Origin of the sequence: Frondihabitans sp. PhB188, from assembly GCF_003752365.1 — a bacterium.
GTDB lineage: Bacteria > Actinomycetota > Actinomycetes > Actinomycetales > Microbacteriaceae > Frondihabitans.
This window is the reverse complement of record NZ_RJUO01000001.1, coordinates 451,253-477,534: the sequence shown is the minus strand read 5'-3', so window position 1 is coordinate 477,534 and position 26,282 is coordinate 451,253. Positions and strand designations below refer to the sequence as shown.

Here is a 26,282-nt window from a genome sequence, read left to right as displayed (position 1 = left end):
GATCGTCAGGGGCCGCTCAGGCCGTGTCCACAACCTTCCACGCGAACGCGGCTCTGTCCATCCCCGAACAGATACGTTCGGCCGTGGGATGATGAGATCTCCTCGATGGGATCAGGGTCGGGGAGACGCGGGGGGCGCGAGTCGCCTCCCGCGTTCCTGCGCGGATGCCGTCACACCCGGCTCGGCGGCGCCTCCGCGACGGCGGGATCGAATGACGAGTCCGTCGCGATGACCTCGAGGTTGCCGCCCTGGAACTTCCGCAGCTTGACGAGAAGAACGGTGCAGACCGAGTGAGGGCAGTAGATCGAGAGGGGTTCGTCCTCGTCGCCCGTGATGACCCGCAACTCGCACCCGCGAGCCGCGTGCAGCTCGATGACCGCCCGGATCTCGCCGCGCTCGAGTCGGGCGAGCTCCTTCTGCTCGTCGCCGATGACGCAGCCGACGATGAGATGCGACTGGGTCTCGACGAGTTCGAACGAGGTACCCCTGACATCCCACTTGAGGACGGAGTGCGGCTTCATGCGCGGAGCTTATTGCCGCACTGACACCTCGGCAAAATCGTCCGTGGGAGAGCGGCGGGCTCCAGCGAGTGAAGCCCGGCCTGATGGGATCTGGGCAGAACACCAGGCCGGGAGCAAGTGAGGCCGACCTGAGGAGAGGGCCACCGGAACCCGAATCCGGTGGCCCTCCCACGACTCCGGCGCTGGAGGCGTTCGGTGGCGCATAAGGGGTGGAGCGTCGCCGAGAACCCTGATTCATCACAGCGAGTGGAGCCGTCTCTCCTGGTGAGGGAGACCGGCAGGGGATGCCGGTGAGAAGAAAGCTACATCGAGCGACCCTGCCGGGCCCCACCCCATTCGGGGGCTGGACATAAGCGATTTCCTGCGCGCACGGAAACGCCCCCGACCCGGATCAGGTGGGCGGGGGCTGACTCCGCCAGGCGAAGGTAGACGAAGAATGACAGGCGCAAGGCAACACCCGCTAGTACCGACCGTCCAGTGAATCGCGATCCGGCTCGACTTCGCCAGACGCCCCGGGAGAGGTGAGGGAGCCAAGTCCCGTGGCTCCCTCACCCGGGAACGAACGACCCGAATCGTCCGCCTGATCCGATACCCGATCGGACTTCGATTAGACGCCCTGGCTTCTCGGCGAGGGTGGCACATTCAACGACTTGCACGGTATTCCCAGGAAGAGGCGTCAGGGGCTGCCACGACACCACCAGCGATCGTCCCGCCGGCGCCGAGGCTCGCCCAAAGGACGCGGACCGCGGCGGCCGCAACGGGAAGAGGCCCGACGTGACTCGTGGAGTCAGGCCGGGCCTCTCTAAGTGAGCGATACTGGGATCGAACCAGTGACCTCTTCCGTGTCAGGGAAGCGCGCTACCGCTGCGCCAATCGCTCATGGGTTCTTTACTTGTAGGGTGTCTCATCGAGCAGAGTGTGGAGGTGGGGACGGGATTTGAACCCGCGTGCCCGGCTTTGCAGGCCGGTGCCTCGCCTCTCGGCCACCCCACCATTCGTCTCGAACGACGTGAGTTGAGCTCCAAGAGGGGAAACCCACCACACAGGTGGATCACCCATCTGGTGAGCTTTCACTCGAGCGGATGACGAGATTCGAACTCGCGACCCTCACCTTGGCAAGGTGATGCGCTACCACTGCGCCACATCCGCATTGGGGAGGTTGACTTCCCCTGGTTGTTTTCGCCGCATCTCTGCGACCTCAGGAACTCTATCCGATGGTTCGCACGAATTACAAACTGAGACTTGTTCGTGTCTATACGGGTGTGCCGAGTAGGAGTTCAGTCTCCATTTCCAGTAGTATCGACGAGTCCCACGGGCGATTGGCGCAGTTGGTAGCGCGCTTCCTTCACACGGAAGAGGTCATCGGTTCGAGTCCGGTATCGCCCACCAGAACTGTCCATGGTTCACCCTTCTATTACCCGGGTCGCTCTTGTCGCGGCCTGGCTGGCGATCCTGAGCCTTACGAACTAGCTTTCCCGGCCTTCGGGCGCTGGATCAGCCACCACCGGATGCCCCCCCGCCTCGAATCGGCTCTGCACCTTCGCCAGCACCGCCTCGAGGTCGTCGCGCGCCATGGCCGCCGCTGCGGCACCCGCCGGGATCGTCGAGGCAGGCCGATCGAGGCCGATCGTCGCCGTCCGTCCCGTCACCCGCACCCGCACCGCGCACTTCTGCGCGTTGTAACGATGGATGCTCGTGATCACGTCGAGGCCGAGACCGGCCCACCACTCGGCCCATTCGGGGCCGGCGACGATGCCGGAGAGACGGTGCGTCTCGTCGAGGTACTCCTGAGGCACGGCATTGGTCGGTCCTCCGCCGCCGTAACCGACACGCGGCCGCAGGGAGAGCACGACGATCTCGCGCACGCCGACGGCAGGCGTCGGCCCGTCGGCGCCCGCCGACGAATTCGCCCGACCGCGCCGGACCCTCGACTCCCGGCTTGTTCTCGAACTCGAACCAGTGCCGCAAGAACCCGTCGCTGTGGAGCTCGCCCCCAAGTCGCATCCGGCGTCGCCGGTCGGGGCTTGACCACTAGCGTCCGTGCCGCACGTAGCGCCCGTCGCCGGCACGGACTGACGCCGTGGCGCGCTCGACAGCCGCCTCGTCGAAGGCGCCCGTGCGCGCGACGGCGCCGAGAGCGGCCGACACGAGTTCGACGGTGAGCAGGTCGCGGAGTTCCTGCGCCAGGCGATGGAAGCCGGGCGGCAGGTGCACTCCCGCGACGTGGGCGCCCTGCAGCACTGCCTCGAGCTCGAACTCGACGTCAGCCGACTCCGACGGGTCGCGATCCCGGAGCACGAAGAACGACTCGGGGTAGGTGCGACGCTCGACGGCGAGGGCGTCGCCGAAGAGCTCGAAGATCCGTCGGCCGCCGCGCAGGAAGGCGTCGAGCTCGGGCGACTCCGACCACGGCCGGTCGGGCCAGCCCGTGCTCGGCCACATGCGCACACCGCTCAGTATCGCCATGCCTCATTGTGGCGGACCGACGGTGCGCCCCCCGACGCACCACGATCGGGACTGCGCACCATGCGATCGCATGGTGCCTAGTCCCGATCGTGGGCCAGAAACGGGGCCCGACGGTGCGGAGTCCCGATCGTGGGCGGGACGCCGGGCCCGACGGTGCCGAGTGCCGATCGTGGCGCCGACACCCGTCAGGGCGCGACGGCGGCAACCTCCCGCACCAGCACGGCCACGCCCTGCGGCGCCAGCACCAGGCCGGCGCCGGGTGCGCCGGTGAGCGCGTCCGTGCCGAGCAGGTCGAGCGCGGCGTCGGCCGAGCCGTGGTTGATCGCGATCGTCGCCGACCCGCGCTGCACGAACTCGACGCCGGCGACCCGCGGGAGCGTCGCGACACCGGCCTCGGCGATCACACCGGCTGCGAAGCGGGCGAGTGTGGCGTCGTCGGGCAGCGTGGCGACGTACCAGCCGGTCCCGGCACCGCGCCCGTTCCGCGTGATCGCCGGCTGCCCGTCGAGCACCCCGCCGTCGAACGAGGCCGACACCGTGGCCCCCTCGACGCGCACGGACTCGCCCCACAGCTTCGCGGCGCCGGCTCCTCCGACGGCATCCCCTCGCAAGGCCAGCGGCGCAGGAACTCCGCCCCCCGTAGCCGCGAGATCCGGCGCCGTCGGCGGCGCGAACTCCTCGACCCACACCCCGAGGGTCTGCCGCAGCGCCCCGAGGTACCCGCCCAGCCGGATGTGCAGGTTCTCGTCCACGATGCCGGTCTGGAACGACGCCACGAGGGTGACGCCGTTCGCGGTGTAGGCGTCGAGGGCGGCGAGCTGCGCATCGGTCGCGACGAAGAGCGACGGAGCCACGACCACGGCGTAGGGCGCCAGGTCGCTGTCGGGCGACACGAAGTCGATCGTGACGCCGACGGCCGTGAGCGCCCGGTACCAGGCGAAGACGCCCTCGACGTACGAGAGCCGCGTGGGGGAGGCCTCCTGCTCGATCGCCCACCAGGAAGTCCAGTCGAAGACGACGGCGACGCGGGCCTCGACGCGCGAGCCGAGCAGGCCCGTGGCGGAGAGGTCGGCGAGCTCGGCGCCGAGTTCCTGCACCTCTCGGAACACACGGGTGTCGGTGCCGGCGTGGGGGACCATGCCGGCGTGGAACTTCTCGGCCCCGGCCTTGGCCTGGCGCCACTGGAAGAAGAGGATCCCGTCGGCGCCGCGACCGATGCACTGGTACGACCAGGCGCGCATCTGGCCGGGACGCTTGGCGGCGTTGCGCTCGCGCCAGTTGACGGCGGAAGGGGACTGCTCCATCAGGAGCCACGGCTTGCCGCCGCCCAGCGAGCGGATCAGGTCGCGCTGCATCGCGCCGTAGACCGGTGACAGCGGGTCTCCGGGGTCGGGGTAGGAGTCGTCTGACACCACGTCGACCTCGCGGGCCCAGGCCCAATAGTCGGCGCCCTTGAAGAAGCCCATGAAGTTGGTCGTGATCGGCACCGAGGAGCTCGCGCGGATGACCGCGACCTCGACGCGGTAGCACTCGAGCAGCTCGTCGGCCGAGAAGCGGTCGAAGTCGAGCAGCTGCGTCGGGTTCTTGAACGACGGAGCTGCGCGGGGCGGCAGGATCTCGTCGAACGAGTCGTATCGCTGCGACCAGAACGCCGTACCCCAGGCGTCGTTGAGCGCCTCGACCGTGCCGTAGCGGGTGGCGAGCCAGGCGCGGAACGCCACGGCCGACGCATCGCAGTAGCAGTGGCTGACGTGGCAGCCGTACTCGTTGCCCACATGCCACAGCTCGAGCGCCGGGTGGTCGGCGTAGCGCTCGACGATCGCGGTCACCAGGCGGGCCGCGTAGCGGCGGTAGACCGGCGACGACGGGCAGTACGCCTGGCGGCTGCCCGACGAGAGGGTGACGCCCTCTTCGGTCACGGGGAGCATCTCGGGGTGCTTCAGCGCCAGCCAGGGCGGCGGCGAGGCGGTCGCGGTGGCCAGGTCGACGCGGACGCCGCCCGCATGGAGCAGACCGAGCACCTCGTCGAGCCAGGCGAAGTCGAACTCGCCGTCGCGGGGCTCGAGGCGGGCCCACGAGAAGATGCCGACGCTGGCGAGGTTGACGCCGGCCCGGTTCATGAGAGTGACGTCGTCGCGCCAGACGTCTTCGGGCCACTGCTCGGGGTTGTAGTCGCCGCCGTAGGCGAACGCGGCCCCCAGGACGCCGCTCACTCCTTCACGCTGCCCGAGGCGAGACCGGTCTGCCAGTACCGCTGCAGGAAGAGGAAGGCGATGATCAGCGGGATGATCGAGACCATCGAGCCGGTGATGACCGTCGAGAACATCGCCTGCGAGCCGCCGCCGCCCGCGCTCGTCGCCTGCTGCTGGGCGAGGCCCACGGTGAGCGGGTACAGGTTCGACGAGTTCAGCATGATCAGGGGCAGGAAGTAGTTGTTCCAGGTCGCGACCAGCGCGAACAGGAACACCGTGACGATGCCGGGGCCGAGCAGGCGCAGGCCCACCTGCCAGAAGATCCGCCACTCGCCGGCGCCGTCGACGCGGGCGGCCTCGATCATCGAGTCGGGGATCGCGTCGGCCGCGTACACCCGCATCAGGAAGACGCCGAACGGGCTGACGAGCGACGGCACGATGACCGACCAGGGGGTGTTCGTGATGCCGAACTGGCTGAAGATCAGGTACGTCGGCAACGCTAGCGCGGTCAAAGGGATCATGATGGCGCCGAGCACGACGCTGAACATCAGGTTGGCTCCGGGGAAGCGGTACTTCGCGAAGGCGTAGCCCGCCATCGTCGCCAGGAACGAGGCGCCGAGCGCCGAGACCGCGGCGTAGATGACCGTGTTCAGCGCCCACTGCAGGTAGATGCCGCCCGAGACCGTGAACACGTCGTGGATGTTCTGGAACAGGTTGAAGTGGCCGAACGCGTAGCCGAACGTCGAGAACAGGTCGGAGTTGTCTTTCGTGGAGGCGATCACGAGCCACGCGATCGGCAGCACGAAGTACAGCGCGCAGAGCCAGAGCAGCACGGTGAGGAGCGTCGAGCGCCGCTTCTCGCTGCTGTAGGCCCTGGTGGTGCGTCGCGGCGCGAGGTCGCGGGCTCGGACCGGGGCGGGCTCCGCCCCGGCGACGGGCTTTCCGGTGGCTGCGGTCGTCATGAGGCTTTCGCTTCCCTTCGCTGCGTCGACAGCTGGACGACGTACGACACGATCGCGATGACGATTCCGAGGAGGAACGCGATGGCGGCGGCGTAGTTGACGTCCTGGTTGATGAACGCGAGGTTGTACGCGTAGTAGTTGGGGGTGAAGGCGTTATCGATCACGTTGGGCGCGAGGCCCTTCAGCAGGCTCGGCTCGTTGAAGAGCTGGAACGTGCCGATGATCGAGAAGATCACCGTGAGCATGATGGCCGGGCGGATCGCGGGGATCTTGATGCTCCAGGCGATCCGGAACTGCCCGGCGCCGTCGATCTCGGCGGCTTCGAACAGCTCCGACGGGATCGACCGCAGGGCCGCGTACATGATGATCATGTTGTAGCCGACGAACTCCCACGTCACGATGTTCATGATCGAGCCGAGGATCGACGAGGCGCTCAGCAGGTTGGGGGCGCCGAAGCCGAGGGCCCGGAAGACCTGCGCGATCGGGCCGAAGTCCTGGCCGTAGAGATAGCCCCACATCAGCGTCGCGACGACGCCCGGGACCGCGTACGGCAGGAAGACCAGCAGGCGGATCGCCCCGGCGCCGCGGGCCCGGCCGGAGTCGATGGCCAACGCCAGGAACAGCGCGAGCACGAGCATGATCGGCACCTGGATTATCAGGAAGAGCCCCATGCGCCCGACGCCGGCCAGGAAGTCCGCGTCGGTGAACGCGCGGATGTAGTTGGCGAACCAGGCGAACTGCGAGCCGCCGACGAGGCGGGTCGCGAACAGGCTGAGGTAGCCCGAGTAGAACAGCGGCACGAGCAGCATGAGCACGAACACGAGCAGGAACGGCGCGACGAACAGGTACGCCGCCCGGTGCTGGCGACGCTGGTTCGCGTTGGCTCGCTTCCTCGTGCCCGGGCGCGCCCCGCGAGGGGCGACGACGGACTGGGTCATGTGGAACTCCTTCGTTCACGTCCAGAGGGGGAGAGGCGGGGCGGCCCGGAGGCCGCCCCGCCGGCACTGCTATTTGTTGACGCTGAAGCCCTGCTGGGTGCCGTAGTCGACGAGGGACTTCTGCCAGGCGTCGAGCCCGGCCGAGAGGTCGCCCTTGGCCGCCAGCGCCTTGCCCATCGTCTCGTTGTAGCTCGAGTAGGCGTAGTCCATGTAGGGCAGCCACTCGAACTTCGTGTCGACGGTTCCGGAGATCCCGGCGAACAGCTTGTTCACCTGCTGACCGCCGTAGAACGGCGCCTTCTGGTCGGTGAACTCGGTGCTCTCGAGGGTCTTCGTCGAGGTCGGGAACAGGAACTGCTTGTTCGCGAAATCGAGCGTCGACTCGGCGTCGTTGTTGATGAACTTCGCGAGCTCGTAGGCGGCGATGGGGTTCTTCGACGTCTTGAGCACGGCGTCGGACGACCCGCCCCAGTTGCCCGAGACGCTCTGACCCGCCTCGTACTGAGGGAGCGGAGCCGCCTCCCACTTGCCCGACGTCTTGGCCGCGGTGCCCTGCAGGAAGACGGGACCCCACGCGGCGGTCAGCCAGCCGGCGTACTTGCCGCTCGCCAGGCCCTGGTACCAGCTGTCGGTGAAGTCGGGGTCGGTCGAGACGTAGCCCGCCTGGATCAGCTTCTGCCAGTACGCGGCGACCTCCTTGGCCTTCGCGCCGTTCACGTCGACCGTGACGCCCTTGTCGCCGTCGTAGCCGAACGGCTTGACGCCGGCCTGCCAGAGCAGACCCAGCATCTGGCCCGCCTGGCTCGAGGCGAGGTCGGACATGTACGAGCCCGTCTTCTCCTTCACGAGCTTGGCGTCGGCGGCGTACTCGTCCCAGGTCTCGGGCGCCTTGGTGACGCCCGCCTTGGCGAGGATGTCCTTGCGGTAGAGGTTGCCCATGGGGCCGGCGTCCTGCGGGATGCCGTAGACGGCGTCGCCGCGCTTGACCTGGTTCCACACCCACGGCGTGTACTCGTCGGACAGCTTGGAGGCGCCGTACGGTGCGAGGTCGAGCAGGTTGCCGGTCACGTTGAAGGACGAGATGTACTGGTACTCCATCTGGACGACGTCAGGAGCCCCCTTGCCGGCCTTCACCGCCGTGCGGATCTTCTGGTAGTGCGGAGCACCCTGGCCGACGTTCTCGACGTTGACCTTGATGTCCGGGTACTTCTTCTCGAAGAGGGCGACCTCGTTCTTGATGTCGGGAACCCAGGTCCAGAAGTTCAGGGTGGTCGGCGTGCTCATCGCCTTGTCGATGTCGGCCTGCGAGACCGTCTTGGTCGCGCTGCCTCCGCCGCCGCCGCTGGAAGCGGTGCAGCCCGACAGGACAAGGGTCACAGCAAGGAGGCCGGTGCCCAGCGCCACTGCTGTTCTCGGTGCGTTCTTCCTCATTGGTTCTTCCTTCATTCTCGGGTTCGTCGATCGGCTGCGATGGACGAACTCACCCGTCGACCAGGGCCAGGGAAGACCACGGTTCCAGGGAGATCTCGGTGCCGGCGAGGTGCCGGGCAGGGTCTGCTTCGGTGAGGTCGGAGACGTCGTGGGGGACCGTCACGGTCGCGCCTGAGGCCGACCAGTTGTGGACGAACCAGACGCGCGCGCCGTCGGGGAGGGTGCCGGAGGCGACGGTGACCGTGTCGCCGCGCGTCCACCCCGCCGCGATGGGCTGCGGAACGGCGTACCGCACCACGTCGGCGGAGAGCGCGCCGTTCGGGACGGTGCCGACGTAGGTGATGCGGCCCGTTCCTGCGCCCCTCGTCGTCACGGCCGGGAAGCGGCCGAACGAGGAGTGCTCGTAGGTGGCGAGCACGTCGGCGCCCTCGACGACGAGTCCGTCGGCCCAGTCGGTCGCTCGAGCCTCGGGGCTGAGCGGGAGGGCCTCGCTGCCGGTGACGGCGAGCTCGTCGTCGAGGTTCGTGAACTCCTCGTACCAGACGCCGGCCGCGTCGTGCAGCTTGTCGGGGGCGACCGCCAGGCGGGCACGGGCCTCCTCGTCGGCGTAGCCGGTGCGCGGCCCGACGATGAGGTGGCCGCCGGCCTGGGCGTAGTCGGCCAGCAGCTGCAGCTCGTCGTCGTCGGCGATGTACACGGCCGGTGCGACGAGCACGGGGAAGCGCCTCACCAGCTCGGCGGCGCCGATCGCGACCGCCTGGGCGACGTGCAGGATGCGCGCCTGAGCACCCGCCCCGATGACGCCGGCGTGGAAGGCGTCGACGATGTGCTGGTAGCTGTCGCGACGCCCGGTCGTGCCGTCGACGTTGAGGGGCGGCGTGAAGTCGAAGGCGAATCGCGTCGCCGTGGACCACAGGATCGCCACGTCGGCGTCGGGCTCGTACCCGTCGAGGCGGGTGCCGATCTGCTTCAGCGCGGCCCCGATCTCGGCGACCTCGCGGTACACGCGGCCGGGCCTCTGGCTGTGCGGCAGGACGCCGCCCCAGTACGTCTCGGTGCCGAAGTGGAGGGTGTGCCAGTGCCAGTACTCGATCTGGGTGGCGCCGCGGGCGATCAGTGCGAAGGCCGACTGCTTGAGCTGCCCGGGGTAGGGCGGGTAGTTCTGCGAGGCGCCGCCGATCGACCAGGCGTTCGTCTCGGTGACGAGGAAGCGCCGCTGGTTCGATGAGAAGAGGCGATCGGCCTGACGGTACAGGCCGGCGACGCCCGTTGAGGTCCACGACGTCGGCACCGGCTTGACGTGGTCGAGCGAGAGGTGGTCCTGCACGCCGTAGTACGGGTTGCCGGCGGTGATGTCGAGGGCCGCGACGAGCTTCTCGTCGTCGATCGCCGGGCGCGGGTAGGCGATGCAGGTGGTGACGAACTGCTCCGGGCGGGAGTACTCGCGGACGATGTCGGCCTGCCAGGAGATGAACTCCGTGGTCACCTGCGCCTGGAACTGCCGCCAGGCGAGGTCGTACTGGGGCTGCGCGTTGCCGTCGGGCGTCCAGAGCTCCGACCAGTCGGCGATCCGGTGCGACCAGTAGACGAGGCCCCAGGCCTTGTTGAGCTCGTCGACCGTGCCGTACTTCGCCTTCAGCTGCCGCACGAAGCGGCGGAAGGTGGACGGGTTGTGGAAGAGCAGCATGCCGGGCTCGTTGTCGACCTGGAAGCCGATCACGGCGGGGTGGTCGGCGTAGCGCTCGACGATGGCGCGGATGACGCGCTCGGCGTGGAAGAGGAACGCGGGGTGGCTGTAGTCGACCTCTTGGCGGGAGCCCCAGGGCATCGGCTCGCCGGTCTTCGTCTGCGCGGCGATCTCGGGGTGGCTCTGCTGCAGCCACGGCGGCACGGCGTAGGTCGGGGTGCCGAGGATCACCGAGATGCCGCGGGCGTGGGCGCCGTCGAGCACGGGCAGGAGCCAGTCGAGGTCGAACTCGCCGTCGCGCGGCTCCCAGGTCGACCAGACCGACTCGCCGACGCGGATCACGGTGAAGCCCGCCTCGACCATGAGGTCGAGGTCGGTGTCGAGGCGGTCGCCGAGCTGGTACTCGGCGTAGTAGGCGGCCCCGAAGAGGATGCGGTCGGGGGTGGCAGCGGCAGTGAGGGGCTGCGGGGTGTGCGCGGTCGCAGGGTGCATCGTCATCGTGCGGGAACTCCATCGTCCAAGCCGGTGTTAGCGGTAACATCGTTGTCGAGAAGGACCATATCCCGTTCTTGTTACCGGTCACAAGCCCCGTGTCGAAACTGTTACCGATTCGGCTGCCCAGCACCGCAGCCGACTGGAGGCGGGGTACCGCAGGCGACTAGAGGCGGGGCGCCGCCGTCGACGACCGCACCACGAGCTCCGCCGCGAACCGCGGGTCGACCCGCTGGCCGCCCGCCGTCGAGCCGTCGATCAGCGTGAGGATCTGGCCGAAGGCGATCCGGCCCTGCAGATCGAAGTCGAGGCTGACGGTCGTGAGCGGCGCCGGGAAGTACGGCGCCTCGGGGATGTCGTCGAATCCGACGACGCTCATGTCGGCCGGAACGGACAGCCCGCGCTCGGCGAGGGCGCGCATCGCCCCCAGAGCCATCTGGTCGTTCGCCACGACGACGGCGGTGGCGCCGCGGTCGAGGGGGAGCTCGAGCGCCGCCCGGTAGCCCGACGCCGGCGACCAGTCGCCGTGCGAGCGGCCGACCTCGGTGAGCCCCCGCGCCCGGGTGGCCGACTCGAACGCGAAGAGGCGGTTGCGGGCCGAGATCCACGCGCCGGGTCCGGCGATCTGCAGCAGGCGCGTGTGGCCGAGGTCGGCGAGGTGGTCGATGAGCATCGCGACGCCCTGGCCGTTGCGGGTGAGCTCGTGCTCGCCGACGCTGTCGTCGTCCTCGCCGGCGATGAACCAGGGCACGCTGAAGCCCGCCGTCGAGAACGCGTCGAGGACCCTGTCGGTCGAGCCGAACGCGATGATCCCGGCGAGGTCGCGCGAGTCGGCGATGCGCAGGGCCCGCTGGATGTCGGCGTCGTTGCCGGGGTCGAAGCTGACGATGTCGAGGAGGTAGCCGGCGTCGCGGGCGCCGCGGCTCGCGCCCTGCAGGATCTTGGCCGGGCCGACCTGCTCGATCTCGTGCGTCAGCGCGCCGATCCGGTGCGAGCGGCTGGTGGCCAGGGAACGGGCCGTGAGGTTCGGCCGGTAGTCGAGCTCCTCGAGCGCCCGCTCGACGCGCTCGCGCGTCTCGGGCCGGATCCCCTCGTAGCCCTTGAGCAGCCGGCTGACCGTCTGGTGCGAGACCTGGGCGAGCTTCGCGACGTCGTAGATGGTAGGGGCGCGACGGAGGGCGCCGGGCACCCGGACCGGTCGGACCCCGCCGGGAACCGCCACCGATTCCACCCGCGCGGGCGCCGTGCCGTCGTCCATGGCGCGCTCCCGTCTGTCGTTCTCAGAGTATCGACCCGCGCGATCCCCGCCGACCAGCCTGCGGCCCCCATCCTGGGCGGTTTCTTAGACCTGGCCCGACCGGAGCCGCTAGGGCCGCGGCATCCGCACCCGGGCGAGCGGCAGGCCGTGCAGCGGCTCGGTGACCCAGGCGGCGGCGAACGTCCCCGCAGACTGGTCGAGCTCGACAACGAGGCGGTGGGGCGTCTCGATGAAGGCGACGTCGAGGCGGACCCCGCCGGCCTCCCCGGGCGACGCCGACGCCGCGATGGCATCCGACACGAGCCACTCGCCGTCGCCGAGGGGGAGGCGGAGGGGGAGGCCCTTGTCGACGAGGGTCGCCGTACGGCCGGCGCCGAGCACGACGCTCGTGAGGGTGGGCAGGCGGTTGCCGGGGCCGGGCTCGAAGGAGGCCGGTTCGAGCGTCGCCCCGGTGCCCGGCGGCACGGGGAGGGCCAGCGAGGCCAGACGCGCCGCGAGGGCCGTGTCGGACGAGGGCGACGCGGTTCCTGCGCCCACGGCAGGGAGGAGGTGCGCCCAGACGGCGTCGAGGACGGCCTGCATGTCGATGCTCTGGCCCGTCATCGCGACGACGAGGTCGAGCTCGGGGAGCACGACCGCGAACTGGCCGTAGGCGCCGTCGCCGCGGAAGCCGTGCGTGGCCATCCAGAACTGGAAGCCGTAGCCCTGCGACCAGTCGGGGGAGCCGCCGACGGCCGCATTGTCGACCTGGAGGCGCGTCGCCTCGTCGACGTAGGCCGTCGGGACGAGCTGCACGCCGTTCCAGACGCCGCCGTTCAGGTAGAGCTGGGCGAGCTTGGCCACGGCCGAGGTCGGCGCGTGGAAGCCGCTGAACCCGAGCTGCTCGCCGCTCGGGTGCGTCAGCCAGCCCACCTCGCCGATGCCCAGCGGGTCGAAGAGACGGGGCCTCAGGTAGTCGACGAGGGTGCCGCCGGTCGCGCGCTGGATGATCGCGCCGAGCGTGTAGGTGCAGGGCTGGTTGTAGCAGAACAGGGTGCCGGGCTCTTCGTCGGGAGGCATCAGCAGGAAGCCGCGGACGAGGTCGGCGGGGTCGAGGGTGCTCGCGCGCTCCACCGTCTCCTCGCGGTGACCGCTCGCCATGGCCAGAAGGTGGCGGACCGTGATGCGGCGGGTGCGCTCGTCGGTGATCTCGGCGTCGAGCTCGGGGAAGTGGCTGATGATCGTGTCGTCGAGCGAGAGGAGGCCCTCCGCGGTCGCGATGCCCACGGCCGTCGAGGTGAAGCTCTTGCTCAGCGAGTAGAGCAGGTGCTGCCGGTCGGGCGCGTACGGGGCCCACCAGCCCTCGGCGACGACCTCGCCGCCGCGCAGCACCATGAGGCTGTGCGGCTCGACCTCGGCGGTGCTCTCGAGGGCGTCGATGAGCGCCTCGATCCCTCCGGCGTCGATGTCGTGGGCGGACGGGGAGCTGCGGGTGAGGGCGTCGTTGGTCACGAGGCCCACGCTAGTCGCGGATGGCGGCATCACGGCCCGGGATCCCGACATGGCACCAGGAATTCGCCTGGTGCGATGTCGCGATCACGGGTCGGGACGACTACCGCTTGCTGCCCTTCAGCAGCAGGATCCCCGACAGTCCGACCGCCCTAGGGTCAGCGGTCGGCGCGAGCGAGTGCAAGCGCGTGCAAGCGCCGTGTAAGCGCCCCGGCGCACGCTCTTCTCATCCGGCCCGCACAGGGCCGCCACCGAACCACGAACGAGAGGACAGCCCCATGGCCACCAACAGCGACTGGGCCGTCGAAGCCCACGGCCTGGTCAAGGTCTTCGGCGAGAACCGCGCGGTCGACGGCGTCGACCTCAGCGTCCGCGCCGGAACCGTCTACGGAGTGCTCGGCCCGAACGGCGCCGGGAAGTCGACTACGATCAGCATGCTCGCCACCCTGCTCCGCCCCGACGCCGGCTCGGCCACGATCTTCGGCCACGACGTGCAGCGCGAGGCGCAGATCGTCCGCCAGCTCATCGGCGTCACCGCGCAGTTCGCGTCGGTCGACGAGAAGCTCTCGGCCACCGAGAACCTCATCATCTTCTCGCGCCTGCTCGGCCTCTCGCGCAGCCAGGCCCGTCGCAAGAGCGCCGCCCTGCTCGACGAGTTCGGCCTGACCGAGGCTGCGACCCGCCCGCTCGCGAAGTTCTCGGGCGGCATGCGCCGCCGGCTCGACCTCGCGGCCAGCCTCATCGCGCAGCCGCCGCTCATCTTCCTCGACGAGCCGACCACGGGCCTCGACCCGCGAACCCGCTCGCAGATGTGGGACACCATCCGCCGCCTCGTGAACGAGGGCTCCACCGTCCTCCTCACGACCCAGTACCTCGAGGAGGCCGACCAGCTCGCCGACCGCATCGCCGTCATCGACACCGGCCGCGTCGTCGCCGAGGGCACCGCTGAAGAGCTGAAGGCCTCCGTCGGCGAGTCGTCGCTCCAGCTCCGACTGGCCGACGGCGGCGACGTGGACGAAGCACGCCGCGTCATCCGCGAGACCCTGGGCGTCGACGCCGTCATCTCGCCCGAGGCCGGTCGCATCACGGCCCCCATGGCCGACCCCGATCGCGTGACCGACCTGTTCATCCGATTCCGCGAGACGGGCATCCGCCTCAGCGAGATGAGCGTGCAGAAGCCCACGCTCGACGAGGTCTTCCTCACCCTCACCGGCCACGGGGTCGACTCCGACTCCGTGGCAGCCGAGACGATCCAGAAAGAAGAGGTGCACGCATGACCGCGATCACCACGGCGACCCTCGAAGGGCGCCCGCTCAAGAACCACGTCAGCCTCGGCCAGTCGGTGCGCAACTCGTTCACCATGGCCTACCGCGGCATCCTCAAGATCCGCCGCACCCCCGAGCAGCTCATCGACGTCACCGTCCAGCCGATCATCTTCACCCTGATGTTCACGTACATCTTCGGCGGCGCGATCGCGGGCTCGATCGCCGACTACCTGCCGATGATCATCCCCGGCATCCTCGTCCAGACGGTCATCACCGGCTCCGTCGTCACCGGCACGCAGCTCCGCGAAGACATGGACAAGGGCGTGTTCGACCGCTTCAAGTCGCTGCCGATCGCGCGCATCGCCCCGCTCGCCGGCGCGCTGCTCGCCGACACCGTCCGCTACGCGATCGCCACGACGCTCACCCTGGTGATGGGCGTCATCCTCGGCTGGCGCCCGGGCGGCGGCCTGGGCCACGTCGTGCTCGCAGCCGTTCTCGTGATCGTCTGCGCCTGGGCGATCAGCTGGATCTTCGCCTTCTTCGGCGTCGTCGCCCGCAGCGCGTCGAGCGTCCAGGGCATCTCGTTCCTGGTGCTCTTCCCGCTCACGTTCCTCTCGAACGCGTTCGTCCCGGCCGACACCCTGCCGAACTGGCTCAAGGCGTTCGTGAACGCGAACCCGGTCTCGCACCTGGTCACCGCGGTCCGCGACCTCGCCAACACCGGCACCGTGACCGGAGACCTGTGGCTCGCGCTCCTCGGGGCGGCCGTGATCGTCGCGGTGTTCGCGCCCCTCACGGTGCGGTCGTACATGCGCAAGGCCTGACGGCCGAGGGGCGCAGGAACGGGCGGCTCGACTCCGGGCTGCCCGTTCCTGCGCCCCTTCGCCCTGCCTGCCGGGGCTCGGACTCAGCGCCGCAGCCGGCGGTCGCTCAGCAGCGCGATGGCCTCGCGGCGGGCGTCCGCCGACGTCATGGCCGTGACGTCGGGGATGCGGCCGGTGTCGAGCAGCCGGGCGTGCTCGAGCGACGAGATATCCTGCCGGCCGTGCATCGCGATGCCGAGCTGCGCGAGCCGGATGCCTCTCGCCTCGAACTCGGCCGGGAGGCAGGCGAGGATCCACGAGGCGAGGGCGAAGACGGCCGCTCCGGCGATCGGGACGTCCTGGAACGCCTGAGGCACGCGGCTCTGCGCGATGAGGCGGGTGCGGAGGCGGGTGGCCATGCGGCCGACGTGCCTGTCGTGCTCGGCGCCGCCCGTGCGAGCTCGCAGGTGGGCCGACAGGGCGGCGGCCTCCGAGAGCGCGATGATCGGCGAGCGGAACCGGCTGCGGTCGTCCCGGATGCCCAGGACGGCCTCGTCGTACATGCGGAGCGCGTCGGCGTGCCGACCCTCCAGGAAGGCGATCTCCGCGAGGCCGCAGCGGGCGAACACCCGGACGTCCTGATCGCCCTCGGGCGTGGGGCCGGCGTCGTCGAGGAGCGCGGCGAAGCCCGCCCGGGCGCCGTCGACGTCGCCCAGAGCGATGCGGGCGCTCGCCTGGCGCCATTCCACCTCGGCCAGGTCGCCGACGGCGCCGAGCGAGACCAGGCCGGTGCGGGCCTTCTCGGCCCACTCGAGAGCCTCGCGGGGCTGGGCCTCCTGGGCGTGGAGCTGAGACAGGAAGCCCGCGCTCGTCGCCGTCGCCCAGGCGTGGCCGTTCTGAACCGTGCTGTCGTAGGCCCGCCGCGCGTGGACGAACGCGTCGTCGATGCGGCCGTCGTTCTCGGCGATCTGGGCAGTGATCACGGAGCCGAGCTCGACGATCACCGAGTCGCTCGAGGCGGCCATCCGCGCCAGGTGGCCCTGGAACGCCTCGACGCCGACGAGGGTCGCCAGGAAGAGGCCGGTCAGGGCCTCGAGGCGGGCGTCGGCGGCCGGGCCGTCGCGGCGGAGGCGGCGGAGGCGACCCAGCGCCAACGTGCCCGCTCGCCCGCCGCCGAACAGGTGCTGGCTGCCTGCGACGGCGCACGCCAGCAGCTCGGCGTCGCGGTGCTCGGGTGCCGGCCACCCGGTGCGGAGCACGCGCACGACATCGGGCGCGAATGCCGTGACGTCGGCGTGGCTGCCGTTCAGCGACCAGAAGTAGCCGAGCACTGCGAACGCGTCGGCGACGGTGCCACGGCGCTCGACGTCGACGGCGAGGCGCAGCACGTGCACGAGGTCGTCCTGCTCGGCCGCCATGACGGCGAATCGGCGGACCTGGTCCGGGCCGTCGAGGTGCGAGCGGATGTCGGACGAGAACCACTCCGCCCACCGGAACATGGCCTCGCGCACGTCGTCGGACTCGCCCGACGCGATCAGCTGAGCGTCGCCGAACTCGCGGACCGTCTCGAGCATCCGGTAGCGGACGCGGCCGGTGCGGTGCTCTTCGGAGACTCCCACCAGCGACTGGCGGACGAGGCCGTCCAAGGCGTCGGCGACGTCGTGCTGGTCGGCCGAGCTATGGCTGCCCACGATCTGGGCGGCGTCGGCCGAGAAGCCGTCGGGGAAGCGCGACAGGCGGGCGAGCAGGACCCGCTCGTCGTCGGCGAGGAGGTTCCACGACCAGTCGATGACGGCCGTCAGCGTGCGGTGGCGCTCGGGCGCGGAGCGGTCGCCGGAGGTGAGCAGCGCGAACCGGTTGCCGAGGCGGCGCTCGATCTCGTCGACGGCCATCGAGCGCACGCGTGCGGCGGCGAGCTCGATGGCGAGCGGCAGGCCGTCGAGACGTGCGCACAGGCGCTGGACGGCCTCGCGGGGAAGCGCCACGCCGGGGCGCGCCGATCGGGCGCGCTGCTCGAACAGCTCCACGGCGGCGCCCGCGCTCGGCAGGGTCTCGAGCGGGTGCACGACCTCGGCGCCGATCGACAGCGGCGATCGGCTCGTCGCGAGTACGCGCACGTCAGCGGTCTCGGCCAGCATCTCGGCGGTCAGCTCGGCTGCCGAGCCGATCACGTGCTCGCAGTTGTCGAGGACCAGCAGGGTGGGCATCTCGAGCAGGGCGTCCGCCAGACGCTCGCGAACGCCTCGGCGCACGCCGGGGTCGGCCAGGCGCAGTCGCGGCGCGCCGACCTCCCGCACGCCGAGCGCACTCGCCACGGCGAGCACCACGTCGTCGTCGCTGCGGACGGCGGCGAGCTCGACGACGACCACCCGCGCCGTGCTGTCGCCGGCGCGGCGGGCCACCTCCTGGGCGAGACGCGTCTTGCCGAGACCGCCCGGCCCGAGGATGGTCACGAGGCGCGACGTCGTCAGGCCGTGCTCGACGGCGGCGATGTCGGCGGCACGGCCGAGAAGCTCGTTGGGCGCCGTGCGGAGGCCGACGGCGATGCGGGTGCGGCGAGGTGTCGGTGTCGCGGAGCTCGGAGGAACGGCCTCGGCAGCTGCCCCGGCCGCTTCAGCCCCGTCGTCGGCCTCGGTCAGTAGGGCCGTGTTGGCGGCGATCAGGAGGGCCGACGGCGACGAGCCCAGCTCGTCGGCGAGAGCCTCGCGGTGAGCCGCGAACACGCGGAGAGCCGCGGTGCGCCGGCCGTCCGCGGCCAGCGCCCGCATCCTCAGGGCCACGTCGCCGTCGTCGGTGCGGCGACCGCGCTCGGCGAGGAGCGAGTCGAGCTCGTCGAGAGCGGCGAGGGCGCCCTGGCCGTCGCCGACGGAGCAGCGCGCTGTCGCGGCGGTGCGCAGGGCGTCGGCCCGGAGGCCGGCCGCCTCGGCGACGAGGTCGTCGACGAGCTCGAAGCCGTCGAGGTCGGCCGCGGGGGAGCCGCGCCAGGTCGCGAGCGCCGTGGTCGCGAGGTGGTCGGCTTCTGCAGGCTCCGCGCCGGCCGCCTGCGCCAGCAGGGTGCGCACCGCGTGGAGGTCGGTCGCCTTCGGGTCGCCCAGGCGGTAGCCGGTCGGAGTGGACACGACGAGGTCGTCGGCAGCGGCGTGACGGACCCGGGAGACCAGGGTCTGGAGGGCCGCCTTGGCCTGCCGCGGGGGCGTGTCGCCCCAGAGGTCGTCGATGAGGCGGGGGGAGGTGACGCCGGAAGCTCCTGCGACCGACAGAGCGACGATGAACGCCTTCGCGCGCGGGCCCGCCGGCTCGACGAGCGTGCCCGGCTCGCGGCCGGCGACGCGGACGGGACCCAGCACAGCGACGAGGACACGGGCTGGAGGCACCCGGCGAGTCTAGCGCGCTGGTCAACGCCAACGATACGTCAGCGACCTATCGCTATGGGGCGCATCGCTTCGTCGTCTGGCCGCGGTTCGTCGTCTGGCCGCCGTTCGTCGTCAGGCCGCGGTATCGGTCTGGAACCAGATCTCGTCGAAGGCGCGATGCTCGGCGCCGCGGGCGAACGACGAGCGGAGATCATGCGAGGCGCCGCCCACGACCAGCACCTCGAGGCCGCGGGCGAGAAGCCCGTCGAGCAGCTCGCCGACGAAGCCGTGGTCACCGAGCTCCACCAGGCTGGCATCGATCTCGACGTGCGCGGCGGCGTCGCTCGGCACGCCGTCCGCGAGGGCGCGCCCGGTCGCCGCGTCGGCGACGAGCGGGGGCAGGGTGAGGGTGAACATCTGGTCGACGATGGTACCCCTCGCCCCGCCCGTCCGCCGTGTCAGCCGCAGAGCTCCGAGTAGGGGACGTCCTTCTCGGCGTTCAGCGTGATGGCGCCGGGACGCTTAGGCGAGATGGCTCCCCGCGTCGCCGCGTGGCCTGCGACCCGACGCGCAAGGCCATCCCGCGTGGCCGACCTCGGAGGAGGTTCCACGAATTGTGAAAGGTTCGCCGCGCCCGCGACACTCCTCTAGTGAAGGGGGTGGAAGTGGAACTCACACATGAGGCAGACGCAGACCTGGTCCGACGCACGATCGCCGGCGACCGGGACGCGCTCGCGCTGGTCTTCGACCGGTTCGCGCCGACGGTGACCCGCTACGCGTGGGCACTGGCATCGAGCCGGATGGACGTCGAGGAGATCGTGCAGGACACGTTCCTGACGTTCTGGCAGAAGGCGGGGTCCGTATCGGGCGCGACGACGGCGGGGGAGTCGTCGCTGCTGCCCTGGCTCCTGGTCGTGTGCCGCAACCACGCGCTCAACCTGGCACGCAAGAGGGCACGCCACGAGAGCGACGAGCTGACCGACGAGGTCGCGGCGCCGGCCGACGAGGCCGACGCCCGAGAGCGGCTGCGCTGGGTGCGCGACGAGATCGCCGCCCTCTCGCCGCTCGACCAGCGCGTGTGCGAGCTCTGCCTCATCGAGGGCAGGCCCTACGCCGAGGTCGCGGAATCCCTCGGGATCACCGTGACCGCCGTCACCCAGCGGGTCTTCCGCTCCCGAGCACGACTGAAGAAGGCGGTGACCGACCGTGAACACTGAGCCACCCACCGGAGACGACCTGAACCGCATGCTCGTCTCCATGAAGCAGAACGTCCTCGAGGGCGCCGTCGCGCACCCGGTGAAGCGCCGGCGCCGGAACTGGGGCATCGCCCTCGGCGTCATCGCGTTCCTGGGCCTCGGCGCGGCCTCCGGCGGGGTCGCCCTCGGTCTGGTCCCCTCGCCGTTCACGGCCTCGGCCCCCGTCGCCCCCGTCACTTCGGCTCCGCCGGCCCCGTCGCCGACGGCCACCACAGCTCCGCCTCCCCAGCCCAGCAAGACGGCCACGCCGGTCGCGGGCCCGCGCAGCACGGTGCCGATCACCTGCAGCGCACTCGGCGAGGCCGGCGACCTCCAGCGGCTCGCTCCGGCGCTCGCCTGGATCGCGCCGACGTCCGCGTCGCCAGTGACGGCGACGATCAAGAGCGAGGGCGTGCTGACCTGCTCCTACTCCGACGATGCATCCGGGATGGGGACGTCGCTGCAGATCTCGGCATTCGCCGACGCGGCCGAGGGCCGCAAGCAGATCGCGGGCTGGATCGCGGGCGGCAGCGAGACGGCGGCCAATGTCGGCAGCGTCTCGGCTCAGTACTGCGGGGGTCCATACGAGGACTGCTCGGTCAACTTCGTCGCGGGCGACTTCTGGGTCGTTGCCAGCTACACGGCCGCCGACCACCCGACCGTCGTTCCCGCCGCCCTGACGTCGGTGATCCGCGACATGGCGAGCGCGCTCGCCCCGCTCACAGCCGTGGAGCCGTGGACTCCGCCGACCTCGATCTGGACCGACGTGACGACCTGCGACGCGATGGCCACTGCCACGCCGATCGACGAGATTCTGGGCACGGCTTCGGTGACTGAGCCCTTCGCCACCGGGACCGACGGCGGGGACGTCATCTCGAACTCGCATGTGAGCCTGCTCTGCTCTTGGCAGGCGAGCACGCCGGGTGTCGATGAGAATGAGTCCATGAACGCCGATCTCTCCGTCGGAGGCGCAAGCCAGCTCGAGGGCCTGGCTCGGAAGGGCGACGCCGGGACGCCGATCACGGTCGAGGGCGCGGACTCCGCGTTCTCCACCTGCGACACATCGCCGGCCGAGGGCTGCCTGATCGACGTCGAGACCGACGGCTCGTGGCTTCGCGTCGGCCAAGGAGCAGGAGTCGGGTCGGATCGCCTCGGCGTACTGGTGAGGGTCGCCGCCTCGCTGATCGCGGGTCAGAAGGGTCGCTAGGCTGGACGCCACCCCCTGAAGCAAAGGAACAGACGTGTCAGACGCCGGAGAACCCACGACCGCCATCGATCCGATCGAGGTCACGGAGACGACGACGGGCTTCGAGCTGTTCCCGCAGCGCGAGGTGGTGGCTGTCCGCGTCGACGGCGTGCTCTTCGACATGGCCGGCGAGTTCCTGCCCGGGACTGTGGCCGAGCCCGTGCTGATCGACTCGCCGCAGGGCCTCGAGATCCTGCGCCACTCGACGGCGCACGTCATGGCGCAGGCCGTGCAGTCGATCAACCCCGAGGCCAAGCTCGGCATCGGCCCGCCCGTCGTCGACGGCTTCTACTTCGACTTCGACGTCGCCGAGCCCTTCACCCCGGAAGACCTCAAGGCGATCGAGAAGGTCATGGAGCGCATCGTCAAGGCGAACCAGCGCTTCGTGCGCCGCGTGGTCTCCGAAGACGAAGCCCGCGACCTGATGGCGAACGAGCCGTACAAGCTCGAGCTGATCGGCCTCAAGGGCGGCACCGACCTCGACCAGGACGCCGGCGAGGCCGGCGTCGAGATCGGCGGCGCGGAGCTGACCGTCTACGACAACGTCGACCCCAAGACCGGCGACGTCGTCTGGCGCGACCTCTGCCGCGGCCCTCACCTGCCGTCGACACGCCTGATCCAGAACGGCTGGAAGCTCATGCGCAACGCCGCGGCCTACTGGCGCGGCTCGGAGAAGAACAAGCAGCTCCAGCGCATCTACGGCACCGCCTGGGCCACGAAAGACGACCTGCGCGAGCACCTCGCCCGCCTCGAGGAGGCCGCCAAGAGAGACCACCGCAAGCTGGGCGCCGAGCTCGACCTGTTCTCGTTCCCCGACGAGCTGGGCTCCGGCCTCGCCGTCTTCCACCCCAAGGGCGGCATCATCCGCCGCGCCATGGAGGACTACTCGCGCCAGCGCCACGAGCAGGAGGGCTACGAGTTCGTCTACACGCCCCACATCACCAAGGCGAACCTCTACGAGACCTCGGGCCACCTCGACTGGTACAAAGACGGCATGTTCCCGGCCATGCACCTCGACGAGGCCCGCAACGAGGAGGGCGAGATCGTCCGCCAGGGCGCCGACTACTACCTCAAGCCGATGAACTGCCCGATGCACATCCTCGTGTACCGCTCGCAGGGCCGCTCGTACCGCGACCTGCCGCTGCGCCTGTTCGAGTTCGGCACCGTCTACCGCAACGAGAAGTCGGGCGTCATCCACGGCCTCACCCGCGTGCGCGGCATGACCCAGGACGACGCTCACATCTTCACCACCCGCGAGGAGATGGCGAACGAGCTCAAGAACACGCTCGGCTTCGTGCTGTCGCTGCTCAAGGACTACGGCCTGAACGACTTCTACCTCGAGCTCTCGACGAAGGATCCCGAGAAGTACGTCGGCGACGACGCCACCTGGGAGGAGGCGACCGAGACGCTGGCGCAGGTCGCTCGCGAGACCGGCCTCGAGCTCGTGCCCGACCCCGCGGGCGCTGCCTTCTACGGCCCGAAGATCTCCGTCCAGGCGCGCGATGCGATCGGCCGCACCTGGCAGATGTCGACCGTCCAGCTCGACTTCAACCTGCCTGAGCGCTTCGACCTCGACTACACGGCGGCCGACGGCACGCACCAGCGCCCCGTCATGGTCCACCGAGCGCTGTTCGGCTCGATCGAGCGCTTCTTCGGCGTGCTGACCGAGCACTACGCCGGCGCCTTCCCGGTGTGGCTGTCGCCCGTGCAGGTCGTCGGCATCCCGGTGGCCGACGAGTACGGCCCCTACCTCGACGAGATCGCCGCGCAGCTGCGCGCCGAGGGCGTGCGCGTGCAGATCGATCACGGCAACGACCGCATGCCGAAGAAGATCCGCACGCACACCAAGGCCAAGGTCCCGTTCCAGCTCATCGCCGGCGAGGAGGACCGCGCGGCCGGCAGCGTGAGCTTCCGGTACCGCGACGGCTCGCAGGAGAACGGCATCCCGGTCGCCGACGCGATCGCGAAGATCGTCGAGGCCATCGAGACCAAGGCGCAGGTCTGACCGTGCCGGAGGCCGGGGCGGAGTCCTCCGCCGACTTCGCCGCGGCTCCCGACGCGTTCCAGCGCCTCTGGACCCCGCACCGCGCCGTCTACGTCGAGAAGGGGCAGGGCGCGCACGACGACGACTGCCCGTTCTGCAGCGCCCCGTCGAAGCCCGACGCCGAGGTCCTGATCGTCGCGCGCGGCGAGCACGCCTACGCGCTGCTGAACCTCTTCCCGTACAACCCCGGCCACCTGCTCGTCTGCCCGTACCGCCACATCGCGAACTACGACGAGGCCACGGCCGAGGAGGTCGCCGAGATCGGCGAGATGTCGCAGACCGCGATGCGCGTGCTGCGCGAGGTCTCGCACGCCCAGGGATTCAACCTCGGCATGAACCAGGGCTCGGTCGGCGGCGCTGGCATCGCCGCGCACCTGCACCAGCACGTCGTGCCGCGCTACGGCGGCGACTCGAACTTCTTCCCGATCATCGCCGAGACGAAGGCGATCACGCAGCTGCTCGGCGACGTCCGCGAGGCGGTCGCGACCGCGTGGCCACCGCGCACCGGGAGGCCGCGCACCGTAAGCTAGGGGACCATGAGCGACAGCACCCCCACCACCGGATCCTCCCTCGTCAAGCGCGGCCTCGCCGACATGCTCAAGGGCGGCGTCATCATGGACGTCGTCAACGTCGAGCAGGCGACCATCGCGCAGGAGGCCGGCGCGACCGCCGTCATGGCCCTCGAGCGCGTGCCCGCCGACATCCGCGCGCAGGGCGGCGTCGCTCGCATGTCCGACCCCGACATGATCGACGAGATCATCAAGGCCGTCGACATCCCCGTCATGGCGAAGGCCCGCATCGGCCACTTCGTCGAGGCGCAGATCCTCGAGACCCTCGGCGTCGACTACATCGACGAGTCAGAGGTGCTCAGCCCGGCCGACTACGTGAACCACATCGACAAGTGGAAGTTCACCGTGCCCTTCGTCTGCGGTGCCACCAACCTGGGCGAGGCGCTCCGTCGCATCACCGAGGGCGCGGCCATGATCCGCTCCAAGGGCGAGGCCGGCACCGGCGACGTCTCCGAAGCCACGAAACACATCCGGACGATCACGAAAGAGATCGCCGCCCTGCGCCACCTCCGCGACGACGAGCTCTACGTCGCCGCCAAGGAGCTCCAGGCCCCGATCGAGACCGTCCGCGAGGTCGCCGCCACCGGCAAGCTCCCCGTCGTGCTCTTCACGGCGGGCGGCGTCGCGACGCCCGCCGACGCCGCGCTCATGATGCAGCTCGGCGCCGACGGCGTCTTCGTCGGCTCCGGCATCTTCAAGTCGGGCGACCCGGCCGCCCGTGCCGCCGCGATCGTCAAGGCGACCACGTTCTTCGACGACGCCAAGATCGTCGCCGAGGCCTCCCGCGGGCTGGGCGAGGCCATGGTGGGCATCAACGTCGCCGACGTCCCCGCGCCGCACCGCCTCGCCGAGCGTGGCTGGTAACGGCTCGAGAGTGCGCATCGGGGTCCTGGCCCTCCAGGGCGACTTCCGCGAGCACCTGAACGTCGTCTCGTCTCTCGGCGAGACGGCGGTGCCCGTCCGGCGCGAGGCCGAGCTGGCCGAGGTCGACGGGTTGATCATCCCCGGGGGCGAGTCCAGCGTCATGGACAAGCTGTCGCGCACGTTCGGCCTCGCCGAGCCGCTCAAGGCCGCCATCGCCGCGGGCCTGCCCGTCTACGGCACCTGCGCCGGTCTCATCATGCTGGCCGACCGCATCCTCGACGGCATGGCCGGCCAGCAGACGCTCGGCGGCCTCGACGTCGCCGTCCGCCGCAACGCGTTCGGCTCGCAGCGCGACTCGTTCGAAGAAGACCTGAGCGTTCCGGCCCTGCCCGGCGACACGGTGCACGCGGTGTTCATCCGCGCACCCGTGGTGGAGTCCGTGGGGAAGCGAGCGACTCCGCTGGGCACCCTGGCCGACGGCCGGGTCGTCGCGGTCGAGCAGGGCGACCTGCTCGGCACGTCGTTCCACCCCGAGATGACGAACGACTACCGCTTCCACGAGTACTTCCTCGGCAAGGTGCGTGCTCGCACGACCTGAACGCCCCGCCGGTACACTTATCGAGACTTTCCTACCAGAGCAACGCAGACTCAGAGAACAGAGCAACGACAGGAGCACCGTGTCCGGGCATTCCAAGTGGGCGACGACCAAGCACCAGAAGGCCGTCGTCGACGGTCGGCGGGCGAAGTCGTTCGCGAAGCTGATCAAGAACATCGAGGTCGCGGCCAAGATGGGAGGAGCCGACTTCGAGGGCAATCCGACCCTGGTCGACGCCGTCCAGAAGGCCAAGAAGACCTCGGTCCCCAAAGACAACATCGACCGCGCCGTCAAGCGCGGTGCAGGCCTCACAGGCGATGCCGTCGACTACCAGACGATCATCTACGAGGGCTACGCGGCCAACGGCATCGCCCTCATGATCGAGTGCCTCACCGACAACAAGAACCGCGCGGCCGCCAACGTCCGCACCGTCATGAGCCGCAACGGCGGCACGATGGCCGACCCGGGCAGCGTCGCCTACAACTTCGCGCGCAAGGGCGTCATCACCGTCATGAAGACCGACGGCCTCACCGAAGACGACGTCATGGGCGCCGTCCTCGACGCGGGTGCCGAAGACGTCTTCGACCAGGGGTCCGGCTTCGAGGTGCAGACCGACCCGAGCGACCTGGTCCCGACCCGCACGGCTCTCCAGGCCGCCGGCATCGACTACGACGCCGCCGACATCGAGTTCGTTCCGGGCCTCAAGGTCGAGGCCGACGTCGAGACGGCGCGCAAGGTGTTCCGCCTCATCGACGCGCTCGACGACGACGACGACGTGCAGAACGTCTACTCCAACATCGACGTCACGGCCGAGGTCCAGGCCGAGCTCGACGACGACGAGTAGTCGCACGTCCATGAGGGCGGGGGCTCGGG

The 26,282-nt window shown here is 70.2% G+C and carries 21 protein-coding genes and 4 tRNA genes; 10 read left to right on the top strand and 15 right to left on the bottom strand.

From position 1 onward, the window contains the following. Window positions 1-170: 170 nt before the first annotated feature. The 4 genes from EDF46_RS02240 to EDF46_RS02225 form a co-directional block, all read right to left on the bottom strand. The gene (locus EDF46_RS02240; RefSeq protein ID WP_123504639.1) at window positions 171-521 is read right to left on the bottom strand and encodes a hypothetical protein; all 351 of its coding nucleotides are present in this window, start codon (window positions 519-521) and stop codon (window positions 171-173) included. Between the two features lie 807 nt (window positions 522-1,328). After that, window positions 1,329-1,400, bottom strand: a tRNA-Val gene (locus tag EDF46_RS02235). 40 nt (window positions 1,401-1,440) lie between these two features. Next, window positions 1,441-1,514, bottom strand: a tRNA-Cys gene (locus tag EDF46_RS02230). Window positions 1,515-1,598: 84 nt separating this feature from the next. Beyond that, window positions 1,599-1,670, bottom strand: a tRNA-Gly gene (locus tag EDF46_RS02225). 164 nt (window positions 1,671-1,834) lie between these two features. On the opposite strand from EDF46_RS02225, the gene EDF46_RS02220 reads away from it, so the two are divergent. Then, window positions 1,835-1,910 (top strand) — tRNA-Val (locus EDF46_RS02220). Window positions 1,911-1,987: 77 nt separating this feature from the next. Here the strand turns inward: EDF46_RS02220 and EDF46_RS02215 are convergent. The 9 genes from EDF46_RS02215 to EDF46_RS02175 all read right to left on the bottom strand — a co-directional run bounded on the left by EDF46_RS02215 (window position 1,988) and on the right by EDF46_RS02175 (window position 13,438). Next, the gene (locus EDF46_RS02215) at window positions 1,988-2,386 is read right to left on the bottom strand and encodes a hypothetical protein (protein ID WP_123504638.1); all 399 of its coding nucleotides are present in this window, start codon (window positions 2,384-2,386) and stop codon (window positions 1,988-1,990) included. A 166-nt stretch (window positions 2,387-2,552) separates the two neighbouring features. After that, entirely contained in the window at window positions 2,553-2,963 is a 411-nt protein-coding gene (locus tag EDF46_RS02210; protein ID WP_123504637.1) for a hypothetical protein, read from the bottom strand. A gap of 209 nt (window positions 2,964-3,172) precedes the next feature. Continuing rightward, entirely contained in the window at window positions 3,173-5,200 is a 2,028-nt protein-coding gene (locus tag EDF46_RS02205) for a beta-galactosidase (protein ID WP_233579760.1), read from the bottom strand. After that, the gene (locus tag EDF46_RS02200; protein WP_123504636.1) at window positions 5,197-6,141 is read right to left on the bottom strand and encodes a carbohydrate ABC transporter permease; all 945 of its coding nucleotides are present in this window, start codon (window positions 6,139-6,141) and stop codon (window positions 5,197-5,199) included. The genes EDF46_RS02205 and EDF46_RS02200 overlap by 4 nt, the downstream gene beginning before the upstream one ends. After that, on the bottom strand, window positions 6,138-7,079 hold the full coding sequence (locus tag EDF46_RS02195) for a carbohydrate ABC transporter permease (RefSeq protein WP_123504635.1): 942 nt from the start codon (window positions 7,077-7,079) through the stop codon (window positions 6,138-6,140). The genes EDF46_RS02200 and EDF46_RS02195 overlap by 4 nt, the downstream gene beginning before the upstream one ends. A gap of 69 nt (window positions 7,080-7,148) precedes the next feature. Beyond that, entirely contained in the window at window positions 7,149-8,510 is a 1,362-nt protein-coding gene (locus EDF46_RS02190) for a sugar ABC transporter substrate-binding protein (protein WP_233579759.1), read from the bottom strand. A 49-nt stretch (window positions 8,511-8,559) separates the two neighbouring features. Further along, complete coding sequence (locus tag EDF46_RS02185) at window positions 8,560-10,695, bottom strand: beta-galactosidase (RefSeq protein WP_233579757.1); 2,136 nt, start codon at window positions 10,693-10,695, stop codon at window positions 8,560-8,562. A gap of 160 nt (window positions 10,696-10,855) precedes the next feature. Next, window positions 10,856-11,947, bottom strand: coding sequence for a LacI family DNA-binding transcriptional regulator (locus EDF46_RS02180; RefSeq protein WP_123504633.1), 1,092 nt, complete (start codon window positions 11,945-11,947; stop codon window positions 10,856-10,858). Window positions 11,948-12,055: 108 nt separating this feature from the next. Further along, the gene (locus EDF46_RS02175) at window positions 12,056-13,438 is read right to left on the bottom strand and encodes a serine hydrolase (RefSeq protein WP_233579755.1); all 1,383 of its coding nucleotides are present in this window, start codon (window positions 13,436-13,438) and stop codon (window positions 12,056-12,058) included. Window positions 13,439-13,713: 275 nt separating this feature from the next. On the opposite strand from EDF46_RS02175, the gene EDF46_RS02170 reads away from it, so the two are divergent. Continuing rightward, window positions 13,714-14,712 carry an ATP-binding cassette domain-containing protein gene (locus EDF46_RS02170; RefSeq protein ID WP_123504632.1) on the top strand — a complete coding sequence of 333 codons (999 nt, stop codon included), beginning with the start codon at window positions 13,714-13,716 and terminating at the stop codon, window positions 14,710-14,712. Beyond that, a complete protein-coding gene (locus EDF46_RS02165; protein ID WP_123504631.1) occupies window positions 14,709-15,524 on the top strand; it encodes an ABC transporter permease in 816 nt (271 codons plus the stop codon). The genes EDF46_RS02170 and EDF46_RS02165 overlap by 4 nt, the downstream gene beginning before the upstream one ends. Before the next feature lie 83 nt (window positions 15,525-15,607). Here EDF46_RS02165 and EDF46_RS02160 read toward each other — a convergent pair whose 3' ends face one another. Next, the gene (locus EDF46_RS02160) at window positions 15,608-18,877 is read right to left on the bottom strand and encodes a BTAD domain-containing putative transcriptional regulator (RefSeq protein WP_123504630.1); all 3,270 of its coding nucleotides are present in this window, start codon (window positions 18,875-18,877) and stop codon (window positions 15,608-15,610) included. 111 nt (window positions 18,878-18,988) lie between these two features. After that, the gene (locus EDF46_RS02155) at window positions 18,989-19,273 is read right to left on the bottom strand and encodes a hypothetical protein (protein ID WP_123504629.1); all 285 of its coding nucleotides are present in this window, start codon (window positions 19,271-19,273) and stop codon (window positions 18,989-18,991) included. Window positions 19,274-19,521: 248 nt separating this feature from the next. Here EDF46_RS02155 and EDF46_RS02150 point away from each other — a divergent pair, with 248 nt between their 5' ends. The 7 genes from EDF46_RS02150 (at window position 19,522) to EDF46_RS02120 (ending at window position 26,253) form a co-directional block, all read left to right on the top strand. Further along, window positions 19,522-20,073: an RNA polymerase sigma factor gene (locus tag EDF46_RS02150; RefSeq protein ID WP_123504628.1), complete on the top strand. Its 552-nt coding sequence runs from the start codon at window positions 19,522-19,524 to the stop codon at window positions 20,071-20,073. Continuing rightward, window positions 20,063-21,298, top strand: a complete 1,236-nt coding sequence (locus tag EDF46_RS02145; protein ID WP_123504627.1) for a hypothetical protein — start codon at window positions 20,063-20,065, stop codon at window positions 21,296-21,298. Before EDF46_RS02150 ends, EDF46_RS02145 begins: the two co-directional genes overlap by 11 nt. A gap of 34 nt (window positions 21,299-21,332) precedes the next feature. Further along, the gene (thrS, locus tag EDF46_RS02140) at window positions 21,333-23,342 is read left to right on the top strand and encodes a threonine--tRNA ligase (protein ID WP_123504626.1); all 2,010 of its coding nucleotides are present in this window, start codon (window positions 21,333-21,335) and stop codon (window positions 23,340-23,342) included. A gap of 2 nt (window positions 23,343-23,344) precedes the next feature. Next, window positions 23,345-23,911, top strand: coding sequence for an HIT domain-containing protein (locus EDF46_RS02135; protein ID WP_370454034.1), 567 nt, complete (start codon window positions 23,345-23,347; stop codon window positions 23,909-23,911). A 6-nt stretch (window positions 23,912-23,917) separates the two neighbouring features. After that, window positions 23,918-24,814, top strand: coding sequence for a pyridoxal 5'-phosphate synthase lyase subunit PdxS (pdxS, locus tag EDF46_RS02130; RefSeq protein WP_123504625.1), 897 nt, complete (start codon window positions 23,918-23,920; stop codon window positions 24,812-24,814). Window positions 24,815-24,824: 10 nt separating this feature from the next. Beyond that, a complete protein-coding gene (gene pdxT, locus EDF46_RS02125; protein WP_370454032.1) occupies window positions 24,825-25,412 on the top strand; it encodes a pyridoxal 5'-phosphate synthase glutaminase subunit PdxT in 588 nt (195 codons plus the stop codon). A 79-nt stretch (window positions 25,413-25,491) separates the two neighbouring features. Then, a complete protein-coding gene (locus tag EDF46_RS02120; RefSeq protein WP_123504623.1) occupies window positions 25,492-26,253 on the top strand; it encodes a YebC/PmpR family DNA-binding transcriptional regulator in 762 nt (253 codons plus the stop codon). Window positions 26,254-26,282 lie beyond the last annotated feature (29 nt).

What these genes read in the sequence shown, in the direction of transcription:
- EDF46_RS02240 (WP_123504639.1), bottom strand. Translation starts at nt 521, where the DNA reads ATGAAGCCGCACTCCGTCCTCAAGTGGGATGTCAGGGGTACCTCGTTC.
- EDF46_RS02210 (WP_123504637.1), bottom strand. Translation starts at nt 2,963, where the DNA reads ATGTGGCCGAGCACGGGCTGGCCCGACCGGCCGTGGTCGGAGTCGCCC.
- EDF46_RS02200 (WP_123504636.1), bottom strand. Translation starts at nt 6,141, where the DNA reads ATGACGACCGCAGCCACCGGAAAGCCCGTCGCCGGGGCGGAGCCCGCC.
- EDF46_RS02195 (WP_123504635.1), bottom strand. Translation starts at nt 7,079, where the DNA reads ATGACCCAGTCCGTCGTCGCCCCTCGCGGGGCGCGCCCGGGCACGAGG.
- EDF46_RS02190 (WP_233579759.1), bottom strand. Translation starts at nt 8,510, where the DNA reads ATGAGGAAGAACGCACCGAGAACAGCAGTGGCGCTGGGCACCGGCCTC.
- EDF46_RS02185 (WP_233579757.1), bottom strand. Translation starts at nt 10,695, where the DNA reads ATGACGATGCACCCTGCGACCGCGCACACCCCGCAGCCCCTCACTGCC.
- EDF46_RS02180 (WP_123504633.1), bottom strand. Translation starts at nt 11,947, where the DNA reads ATGGACGACGGCACGGCGCCCGCGCGGGTGGAATCGGTGGCGGTTCCC.
- EDF46_RS02170 (WP_123504632.1), top strand. Translation starts at nt 13,714, where the DNA reads ATGGCCACCAACAGCGACTGGGCCGTCGAAGCCCACGGCCTGGTCAAG.
- EDF46_RS02165 (WP_123504631.1), top strand. Translation starts at nt 14,709, where the DNA reads ATGACCGCGATCACCACGGCGACCCTCGAAGGGCGCCCGCTCAAGAAC.
- EDF46_RS02155 (WP_123504629.1), bottom strand. Translation starts at nt 19,273, where the DNA reads ATGTTCACCCTCACCCTGCCCCCGCTCGTCGCCGACGCGGCGACCGGG.
- pdxS (WP_123504625.1), top strand. Translation starts at nt 23,918, where the DNA reads ATGAGCGACAGCACCCCCACCACCGGATCCTCCCTCGTCAAGCGCGGC.